This window comes from Persicitalea sp. (assembly GCF_041751555.1).
GTDB lineage: Bacteria > Bacteroidota > Bacteroidia > Cytophagales > Spirosomataceae > Persicitalea.
The window spans coordinates 1-9,800 of record NZ_JBGSXF010000762.1 but is presented as its reverse complement, the minus strand read 5'-3'; the positions used below and the strand labels follow the sequence as shown (position 1 = coordinate 9,800).

At 52.8% G+C, this 9,800-nt stretch carries 7 protein-coding genes and 1 pseudogene; all 8 read left to right on the top strand.

Annotated elements, in window-relative coordinates:
- The first annotated feature begins 93 nt into the window (after positions 1-93).
- The gene (locus ACEW8P_RS26630; RefSeq protein ID WP_373516096.1) at positions 94-621 is read left to right on the top strand and encodes an ankyrin repeat domain-containing protein; all 528 of its coding nucleotides are present in this window, start codon (positions 94-96) and stop codon (positions 619-621) included.
- 115 nt (positions 622-736) lie between these two features.
- Positions 737-2,758: an alginate lyase family protein gene (locus tag ACEW8P_RS26625; protein ID WP_373516095.1), complete on the top strand. Its 2,022-nt coding sequence runs from the start codon at positions 737-739 to the stop codon at positions 2,756-2,758.
- 160 nt (positions 2,759-2,918) lie between these two features.
- On the top strand, positions 2,919-4,685 hold the full coding sequence (locus tag ACEW8P_RS26620) for an L-lactate permease (RefSeq protein WP_373516094.1): 1,767 nt from the start codon (positions 2,919-2,921) through the stop codon (positions 4,683-4,685).
- Between the two features lie 140 nt (positions 4,686-4,825).
- The gene (locus ACEW8P_RS26615; protein WP_373516097.1) at positions 4,826-5,656 is read left to right on the top strand and encodes a hypothetical protein; all 831 of its coding nucleotides are present in this window, start codon (positions 4,826-4,828) and stop codon (positions 5,654-5,656) included.
- A gap of 52 nt (positions 5,657-5,708) precedes the next feature.
- Complete coding sequence (locus ACEW8P_RS26610; protein ID WP_373516093.1) at positions 5,709-6,446, top strand: (Fe-S)-binding protein; 738 nt, start codon at positions 5,709-5,711, stop codon at positions 6,444-6,446.
- Complete coding sequence (locus ACEW8P_RS26605; protein WP_373516092.1) at positions 6,443-7,831, top strand: lactate utilization protein B; 1,389 nt, start codon at positions 6,443-6,445, stop codon at positions 7,829-7,831. The genes ACEW8P_RS26610 and ACEW8P_RS26605 overlap by 4 nt, the downstream gene beginning before the upstream one ends.
- A 4-nt stretch (positions 7,832-7,835) precedes the next feature.
- Entirely contained in the window at positions 7,836-8,420 is a 585-nt protein-coding gene (locus ACEW8P_RS26600) for a lactate utilization protein C (protein ID WP_373516091.1), read from the top strand.
- Positions 8,421-8,568: 148 nt separating this feature from the next.
- Positions 8,569-9,800, top strand: a pseudogene (locus tag ACEW8P_RS26595) (malate synthase); the annotation flags it as partial.

The window sequence follows — 9,800 nt, the reverse complement described above, 5'->3', positions numbered from 1 at the left end:
CCAGGACGGCGTAGGGTTGCACGTCGCCGCGCGAACCAAGCGTGAGGATGGCGATTTTCATAAGTCTGGATTTATTTTTGCAAATTAGCCAGCTTGATATACAATGTCTATCCTTTTCTTAACAAAAATCAGAAATTCGTCATGACTGCAATAATGAATGCCATAAATAAAAACGACGCCTCCCTCGTCCAACAACTAATTCAAGACGGGGTCGATGTGAATGAACTGGACTCACACCAGGATGCTCCACTAGTCATGGCCGCTTACAAAGGGCACCACCAAATCGTAAGGCAGTTGCTGGAAGCGGGTGCCGATGTACACGCCCTCGACCCATCCATGAAAGCCACCGCTTTACACGCCGCCGCCTACGCCGGACGAACCGAAGCGGCCAAAGTACTTATCGAATACGGAATCGACATCGACAGGCAGGGGCCTTACAATGGATACACTGCCCTGCACGATGCCATTTGGCAGAATAATATCGAAGTCGTTAAGGTACTTTTACAGGCAGACGCGGATTTGAGTATTATTTCCAATGATGGTAAGTCAGCGCTGGATTTTGCCAAATCCAAGGGGCACAAGGAGATCGTGGCACTGATTGAAAGTAAGTCAGAAAAATAGCTGCCCGGTACTTTGCTACGCGATACCTGCGACCTATGAATTCTTTTTTGTAATAAAATTACAAGCCCCTTTTCCCATGATGCCTGCTACTCTTTCCAAACTTCTGACTTTATTATTGTTTCTGATCCTTGTTTCTCCGCCTGTATTGGCGCAAAAAAAGTGGCAGGAACTCCGCACCGTCGAGGACATCTGTACCTACATGCCGGAAACGATGGAAGCGATGCTGGATCAGTTCGATCTGGCTACGCCGGGCATGGAGAAGGTGAAAGAAGCCCGAACCAACGGCGATTTAGTGGCAGCCTGCAAGGCATTGCTGGCGTATTACAAAAACGGGAATACCGCTTCTTTTTTGCGAAAACCTCTGCCGTCTGCCTCCGATAAAAACGTAGCCGAAGTGGACACGACTTTAAAATACGTGTTCATCGTGCAAAACGTCCGCGGAGAACTACCCATGCTGGCCGATGGACACCGGGACTGGCACTACAAAGGGCCAAATAACGACCGGGAATGGGCATGGCTCTCGAATCGCCATCCCCAGATGAATGCGGCTTTTGACGCCTACATGGAAACCGGAAACCCAAAGTACGTCCAATTCATCGACGATTTCCTGCGGGATTTCATCATCGCCAGTATGCCTTACCCCGCCGTGAAAGGCAGCGATTCAATTTGGCGGGGGCTGGAAGTAGCCGCCAGGGTCAAGACCTGGTCACGCGTTTTTTACGGACTTATCGACAGTCCCTACCTGTCTCCGGCCACGCAACTGCTGATTCTGAGCAGTATGTCCGATCACGCTCACTACAACCGTAACTTTCATAGCGGCAACAACTGGTTGACGATGGAAATCTCAGCTTTGGCCACCGCCGCCACCAACTTTCCTGAATACAAAAAGGCCGACGAATGGCTCACCTACGCCATCGCCACCATGACCGAAAGCATGAAGGGACAGGTGTATCCCGACGGCATCCAGACCGAACTCACGTCGCATTATCACAATGTGGCTTTGGCCAATTTCGAACTATTCAAAGACATCTGCGACCGCGCCAACCGCCCCCTCCCCGACTTCTTCAACCAAACCATCGTGAATATGTACGATTACATCGCCCGAGCGGTACGTCCCGACGGCTACCGTATCCTGAACAACGACGGCGATCGGGGTAGTGACCGGGAATTGCTTTCAAGGGCAGCCGAAAAATATAACAAACCCGAGTGGGCCTACCTGGCTTCCGACGGAAAAATTGGCAAGAAACCAATGCAGGGGCCGTCGTACTTTTTCCCGTGGGCGGGTCAGTTGATTTCCCGCAATGGCTACGATGCTCAGTCGCAATGGTCGTTTTTTGACATAGGTCCCTGGGGAAGCGGCCACCAGCACAACGACAAGCTGCATATTTCGATCTCGGCCTACGGGCGTGACCTGCTTGTGGATGCGGGGCGGTTTGCCTACACGGGAGAGGTAGCCGAAAAGTTCCGGCCTTACGCCAAAGGTAGTGCGGGTCACAACTTGATTTTGGTCGATGGCAACGGACAAAATCCCGGCCCCAGACTTGCCGATGCGCCGTTGGACGATTCCCATATAAAAATCACTCCCGAGTTCGACTACGCTACCAATCAGTTTGCCGACTTCAGAAACGTGGAAGGCAAAGCCAGCCATAGCCGCGCACTGATGTATGTGCGCGGAGAATTCTGGGTAGTTGTAGATCGCATCCGCACCGATCGCCCCCGAAAAATCGAAACCCTCTGGCACTGGCATCCCGACTGTGCGGTAGTTCAGGATGGTAATTCGATCAAAACTGATAACCCCAAAGGAAACCTGGCGGTGATGCCTGTGGGTAATCAGAAAATGGCCATTCGTTTTGTCAAAGGGCAAGAGCAGCCGGAAATACAGGGCTGGTACAGCCCGGAGTACAACGTGTATTCTCCCAACACCGCCACGATTTATAGTACTGACATTACCGACGATCAGACTTTCGTGTGGCTGCTGTTTCCATCCGAAGGCAAGACGCCCGCGGTAAAAGCCAGAATAATGGCTGAAAATGATGAGGGAGTGGAGGTGGAAGTGACCTTAGAAGATAAGACGCGGAAGATAGTTGTGCCCTTTGAAGAAAATGGAAGAGCCTCGTTTCTCCCTCAGAATAAATGAGGAATTGAAAGTCAACAGGTAAATCTATTTGAAGATATTCTTTTTGTACCAAAAGCAGCCTACTTAGACTTGATTGCCACTCGTGCTTTAATCGTCCCACCATCCCCTACTTAAAATATAACCCAAACAACTTCTTCACCTAAATGCGAAGAAAAATTGTATGAACTGGCAACAGATAACCGACCCTTTTGATAACATTGCCCTGTCTGCCCTGCTGGCGGTCGTCCCGATTCTTTTCATTTTCTGGGCCTTGATCATTCAGAAAATGAAAGGGTACCTGGCCAGTCTGATCGCTACTGCCCTGGCTATCTTGATTGCCGTTTCGGCTTACGGAATGCCCGTCAAGCTAGCCCTGCTATCCACCGCCAACGGGGCATTGTACGGCTTGTTTCCGATCTGCTGGATCATCATTACCGCCGTTTTTCTGTTCAACATCACGGTCAAAAGCGGTCAGTTCGAAGTCATTAAGCATTACATGGCCTCCCTTACCTCCGACCGTCGGCTGCAAGCTCTGCTGATTGCTTTCTCGTTTGGATCCTTTCTGGAAGGCATGGCGGGCTTCGGGGCTCCCGTAGCCATTACGGCGGCCCTGCTGGTGGGTTTGGGCTTCAATCCACTGTACGCGGCGGGCCTCTGCCTGATTGCCAACACTGCCCCGGTGGCCTTCGGCTCGATTGGTATTCCCATTACGGTGGCCTCCCAAGTGACGGCCATTCCCGAAATGGCCATTTCCCAAATGGTCGGGCGGACGCTCCCGATTTTATCCGTTTTTCTGCCTTTCTATCTGATTGTCATCATGGCTGGATTCAGGAAAACCAGGGAAGTGCTACCCGCCATTGTCGTAGCGGGTGTTTCCTTTGCCTTCCTGCAGTGGTTTTCGTCGAATACGCTGGGCCCGGCGCTGCCCGACGTCATTGCCGGCATCGGTTCTATTGTGAGCTTGATTATTTTATTCAAATTCTGGAAGCCCAAAAGTACCTGGCGTTTTCCGAACGAACCCGCCCCGACGATCGATACCGATATAAGCTATACGACGGGTCAGATCATCCGGGCGTGGTCGCCCTTTATTTTATTGACCATCGTCATCATTGCCTGGGGTATGAAACCGATCAAAGAAGTTTTCAACGCGGTCGGACAGGTACAGTTTGAGTTTCCTGGTCTGCACAATGTCATTGTAGATAGCAGTGGCAAAGCGTTGGCCCATATTTTCAAATTCAACTACCTGTCCGCCTCCGGCACGGCCATTTTGCTGGCGGCCCTTATTTCCGTACCGCTGGTGGGAATGAAGTATGGCGAGGCCGGGAAACTTTTCATTCAGACGCTCCGCCAGCTTACCTTCCCCATCATCACCATTTCCGCCGTCCTGGGTTTTGCCTATATTGTAAACGATTCGGGCATTAGCCTCACGATGGCCGGCGCCCTGGCCAACACGGGGGTACTTTTTCCCTTCTTCGCCCCGATGTTGGGCTGGTTGGGGGTATTTATTACGGGTTCCGATACATCGGCCAACGCTTTGTTTGGCAAGTTGCAAGCTTCCACCGCCACCTCCATTGGCGTCGATCCGGTCATCACCGTTTCGGCCAACGTCTCGGGAGGAGTCATTGGGAAAATGATTTCGCCGCAGTCCATCGCCGTGGCCGCCGCTGCGGGTAATCTGGTCGGCAAAGAATCGGAGCTTTTCAGGTTTACGGTGAAGCACAGCTTTTACATGCTCATTTTCATCTGCTGTATCGTCCTGGCCCAGGCCTATGTATTCACCTGGATTATCCCGCATTATCAGATGATCGTGGCGGGTACCGCAGCGGCAGTAACTGATTTCACGGAGGGCTATGTGTATTTGATGGTTTTGGCTACCGTTCTGGTGGCCTTCGTGGCTTCAATCAAAGTCATTAATCGAAAGAAAGTAATTCCGAATGTTTTGAAATGAACGAATGTTAGTTTCAGCAAATTTGTCAGGCGGCCCTGTCCGCTCAGCCTGACATTGACCTACCCCCCTACATGAACGTAGGACTTTTATACCGGATCAAATCAGCAGAATCAGTTGCCCCATTAACTCGAAACCTTATGATGCGTCATTCTTTACCCAAAACCAGCTTACTCCTGCTGTTCATTTTTCTGCTTGCCAACAGTTCGTTGGCCATTGCTCAGCTGCAACCTGGACAGAAAGCATACATGTACCTGATTTACCACAAACTCAGTCCTGGGCTGACCATACAGGATGCGGTGCCCGTAGAGCGCGAGTGGAAAATGATCAATCAGGCCGCTGTGGATGAGGGAAAAATGATAGGATGGTACATGACCGTGAAGCAGTTTACGTCTAATCTAAACCAGACGGAATATGACTACGTGACGCGGATCGTTTCGCCGGAAATGGCCATAAAAGGAGCCTCACCCGAAGCGTTGGCCCGCATCTACGGCGATAGTGTACAGGCGAAAATGGCCGACCTGCAAAATCGGGATCGGATGACGGCACCCGTTGTTAAAATCGAAATCTGGGAAATAACCGACGGTACTTTCTCCCCCAACTTTGCCCCTGACAATACGCAACTGATGGTGGTAGATCGCCTGAAACGCCGAACGCCGGGCGCGGACTATGAAGGGCTGGTGGAGCAGGTAAAGAAACTAGCCGAAGAACGCGTTAAACAGAAAAACCTGACGGGCTGGGATTTCTCGTCGCTGGTGATTCCCAACGGTAGTGAGAAGGGGTACGAATTCAGCATGGCCCAGTACGTTACCAGTCTGGGTGCCCTCGCCGATCCGGTGCTGGCCGAATCGGACAAACCCATTCTGGCAGCTCCGGCCTACAAACAACTCCGCAAGCAAATGGACCAAACCTTTGACGTGGTACGGCAGGAAGTATATCGGTTTATGGAATATACCTCACCAAAAAGTCGGTAATAAAGTCTGTTTTTTTATTTCGAATACAAGAAAAAACAACCTAATCCTTACAATGAACGTCGGACTTTTTATACCGTGCTACGTCAACCAGTTTTATCCCAATGCCGCGCGAGCGACGCTGGAATTGCTGCGAAAAATGGGCGTTAGCGTAAATTACCCTACCCAGCAAATTTGCTGCGGGCAACCGATGGCCAATTCGGGTTTTGAGCATCTGGCCCAGGATTGCAACAACACCTTCATCGAAAACTTTGCTTCGTTCGACTACATCGTCGGGCCGTCGGCCAGTTGTATTCTTCACCTCAAAGACCACTTACATTCTGACAGCCAGGAAGCTAAAGCCACCAAAATTCGGGGCAAGGTGTACGAACTGGTCGAGTTTCTGACCGATGTGCTGAAAATCGAATCGCTCGACGCGGTATTTCCCCACAAGGTAGGATTTCACCACAGTTGCCACGGCTTGCGCGGACTTCGCCTGGCCCAAATGAGCGAACTTAATGCACCCGATTTCTCCAAACCCCAGCAATTGCTGGCAATGGTGAGAGGGCTGGAACAGGTACCTCTCGATCGCTGCGACGACTGCTGCGGATTTGGCGGCGTTTTCTGCGTGTCGGAAGAAGCAGTGTCGGTGAAAATGGGAAAAGACCGGGTAGCGGACCATACCCGCAATGGCGCGGAATACATTACCTCGTCCGACCTCTCCTGTCTGATGCACCTGGAAGGCATCCTCCACCGAAAAAACAGCGCGGTCAAGGTCATTCACATTTCAGAAATATTAAACGCTTCAGTATGAGCCGACCTAAAACAAAAGATCACGCGGCCCTGGCCGAGGCATTCATCCAGGACGAAGAGCGGGTGGATTGGCACGATGGTGCGCTCTGGTACATCCGGGCCAAACGCGACATAGCTTCCAAAGCCATTCCCGAGTGGGAAGACCTGCGCGAGGCCGCGTCGCAAATCAAAAGCAACGTCATTTCCAATCTGCACGACTACCTGATTCAGTTTGAGGCCAATCTGAAAAAAAACGGCATCGTGGTGCATTGGGCCGACACGCCCCAGGAGCACAACGAAATTGTGTACGCCATTCTAAAAGCGAAGGAAATCGATCAGATGGTGAAAAGTAAGTCGATGCTGACCGAGGAGTGCGGCCTGAATGAGTACCTGGCGGAGCGGGGCATTGGCGTGATCAATTCCGATCTGGGCGAGTACATTCAGCAGATCGACAACGAGCCGCCCAGCCACATCGTGCTGCCGTGCATCCATAAACGAAAGGAAGAAATCGGCGAACTCTTTCACGAACACCTGGGTACCGAAAAAGGCCTGTCAGACCCTACGCAGTTGACCCGAGTCGCCCGCAAGCACTTGCGCAATGTGTTCATGACCCGCCGCGCCGCGCTGACGGGCGTAAACTTTGCCGTGGCCGAAACGGGCGAATACGTGGTATGTACCAACGAGGGCAACGCCGACATGGGCGCGCATCTGTCCGAAGTGCAGATTGCCTCAATGGGTCTGGAAAAGATCATCCCGCAGAAAAAACACCTCGGTGTTTTTCTGCGATTACTGGCCCGAAGCGCCACCGGACAGCCCATCACCATTTATTCGAGCCATTTCAAGAAACCACGGGAAGGGCAGGAGATGCACCTGATCTTGGTGAATGCGGGCCGCACTCGGCAATTGGGTCGGAAGGATTTTCAGAACTCCCTGAAATGCATCAAGTGCGGGGCTTGCATGAACACCTGCCCTGTCTATCGCAAAAGCGGCGGACTGAGCTACCACAATACTATCTCCGGGCCGATTGGCGCGATTCTGGCTCCGAATCTGGATATGAAAAAACACGCGGACCTACCCTTTGCGTCCACGCTCTGCGGGTCGTGTTCCAACGTCTGTCCCGTCAAAATCAACATCCACGAGCAGCTTTACAAATGGCGGCAGGAAATCGTGAAGGAGGGCCACGCTACGAATACCAAAGCCCTCGGCATGAAGGCGATGGCCTGGACGCTGTCCTCGCCCGACAAGCTTGCTACTGCGGGAAGGGCAGGACGGTGGTTTATGCACAACGTCCCTTTAGTCGTGAACAATAAGCTCAATCCCTGGTACAAACAGCGCGATATGCCGGACGGACCTAAGGAGTCTTTCAGCGACTGGTACCTCAAAAACGAACAGAACAAACCAGAATAAGGCTATGAGTACCCGCGAAAAAATATTAGGGGAAGTATTACAAAACCAGCCGTCGTCGCTGCCTTTACCGGACATTTCACGATTTCGGGGCGAAAAGCAGGAGGTAGTTCAAAAATACAAAGCCGTTTTTGAAAGCATCGGCGGGACAGTTTTTCTGGTGGACGATTTTTCGGCCATCCAAGCCATCATACATGAGCAATACGATCCCGAAAAGCGTATCGCCACTACACTGCAGCAACTTGCCGGAAACTTTGAATCGATCGATCCGAACGTGGCCCCGCATACGTACGAAGACATCGAATTGGCGATCATCCAAGGACATTTTGCGGTGGCCGAAAACGGAGCCGTATGGCTGTCGGACGAGATCATGGGCCAGCGCATCATCCCCTACATCTGCCAGCACCTGGCCGTGGTGGTGAAGGCTGGCACCATCGTGCCCACCCTGCACGAAGCCTACGATCTCATCGGTGAAGGTACCTATGGCTTCGGCGGATTCATCGGCGGCCCCTCCAAAACCGCCGATATCGAACAAGCCCTAGTCCTTGGTGCCCACGGCCCGCTGTCGATGGTGGTATTTATTTTGAAATAGTCTTTGGGTGAAGGGTGAAAGGTTAAGGGTCAAATGGCCTTTTTTTCCTATCCTTCTGTTAACAATTGTTGAACGCTATCCCTTGACCTTTCACCTCTAAACCCTTAAACTTCAACCCTTTAACCGTTGACCTAATAATAACCAGCCCATGCTCATACACGGAAACCTCCAACAGGAATACAGCGATATATACACCCCCGATGCGCTGGCCGCCCTCACGGCTCTGGCGCCCTTCAACAAAGACATCAAACAAGCCATGACCGCTCGGCTAACGCGCCGGGCCAACCGGGCCGAACAAAAGCAACGAATCACTTTTCTGGACCCGGAAAGCACCATACCTCGGACCAACATCAAGGTACAGGACGCCCGGGAGGGGAAGTTTGAGGGGTCGGTGGTTCCGGTCGATTTGCAGCGGCAGTGGATACAGGGTACCGGCCCCGCCGCCAAGCCCAGTGCCCCGCTGGAAAGCAGCATCCGCAACGTGGCCTACGCCCTGCTGTCGGGGGCCGATGGCTGGATGTTCGATGGCGAAGATGCCCTGGGACAAATCGCCAGTATGTCGCTGGACAATCAGCGAAATCTCAAATTGGCCATCAAAAAAGATCCTGTGTTCCTGCAAGCCGCCGAGAAGGTGGCGGATGAAATGAATAACTGGGCGCAGGGATTCTTTGGTAAAAACATCGTGGAAGACTGGCAGAAGCAACTGGACTTCACCACCATCATCTTCCGGGCGCGGGGCCTGCACCTCGACGACCGACACATCCGCGACGCCGACGGCGTGGCCATGGCGGCCTCCATCGTGGATGCTACGCTGTACGTGGTCAATAACTACCAGGAACTCCAAAAGAAAGGGGCTTCCGTGGTGCTGTACCTGCCAAAAATCCAGACCGCCAGTGAGGCGGCGCTGTGGAATGATCTGTTGTCGGCGCTGGAAACGCATCTGAGCCTGCCCGTAGGTACCATCAAAGTGTACGTGCTGGTAGAACAACTGGAAGCCACCCACCAACTGATGGAAATCCGGGCGGCGCTGGGCAAGCACTTCGTGGGCTACAACACTGGCCGCTGGGACTACATCAATAGCGTGTCCGACGCCCTGGCCTGGGACGAAAGCTTTATCAACCCCGACATTGAGGCCATCACCATGACCTACGGCTACATGCGTAACTACGAAAACCGGGTGCGTTGCGCGGTGAATACGCCCGACCTCCACGGCAACTTTGCCCTCTGGCAGGGCGGCATGGAGCCCAACATCCCCGTCGGCTCGGCGGAGGGCGTGGCCGCGAGCATGAAAAAAGCGGTGGCCGGAGCCGAACGCGAGCAGCGCGAAGGCGCGAGCGGCAAGTGGGTAGCGCACTGGAAAATGGTGCACATCGTCCGCCC

What these genes read in the sequence shown, in the direction of transcription:
- ACEW8P_RS26620 (WP_373516094.1), top strand. Translation starts at nt 2,919, where the DNA reads ATGAACTGGCAACAGATAACCGACCCTTTTGATAACATTGCCCTGTCT.
- ACEW8P_RS26615 (WP_373516097.1), top strand. Translation starts at nt 4,826, where the DNA reads ATGCGTCATTCTTTACCCAAAACCAGCTTACTCCTGCTGTTCATTTTT.
- ACEW8P_RS26610 (WP_373516093.1), top strand. Translation starts at nt 5,709, where the DNA reads ATGAACGTCGGACTTTTTATACCGTGCTACGTCAACCAGTTTTATCCC.
- ACEW8P_RS26605 (WP_373516092.1), top strand. Translation starts at nt 6,443, where the DNA reads ATGAGCCGACCTAAAACAAAAGATCACGCGGCCCTGGCCGAGGCATTC.
- ACEW8P_RS26600 (WP_373516091.1), top strand. Translation starts at nt 7,836, where the DNA reads ATGAGTACCCGCGAAAAAATATTAGGGGAAGTATTACAAAACCAGCCG.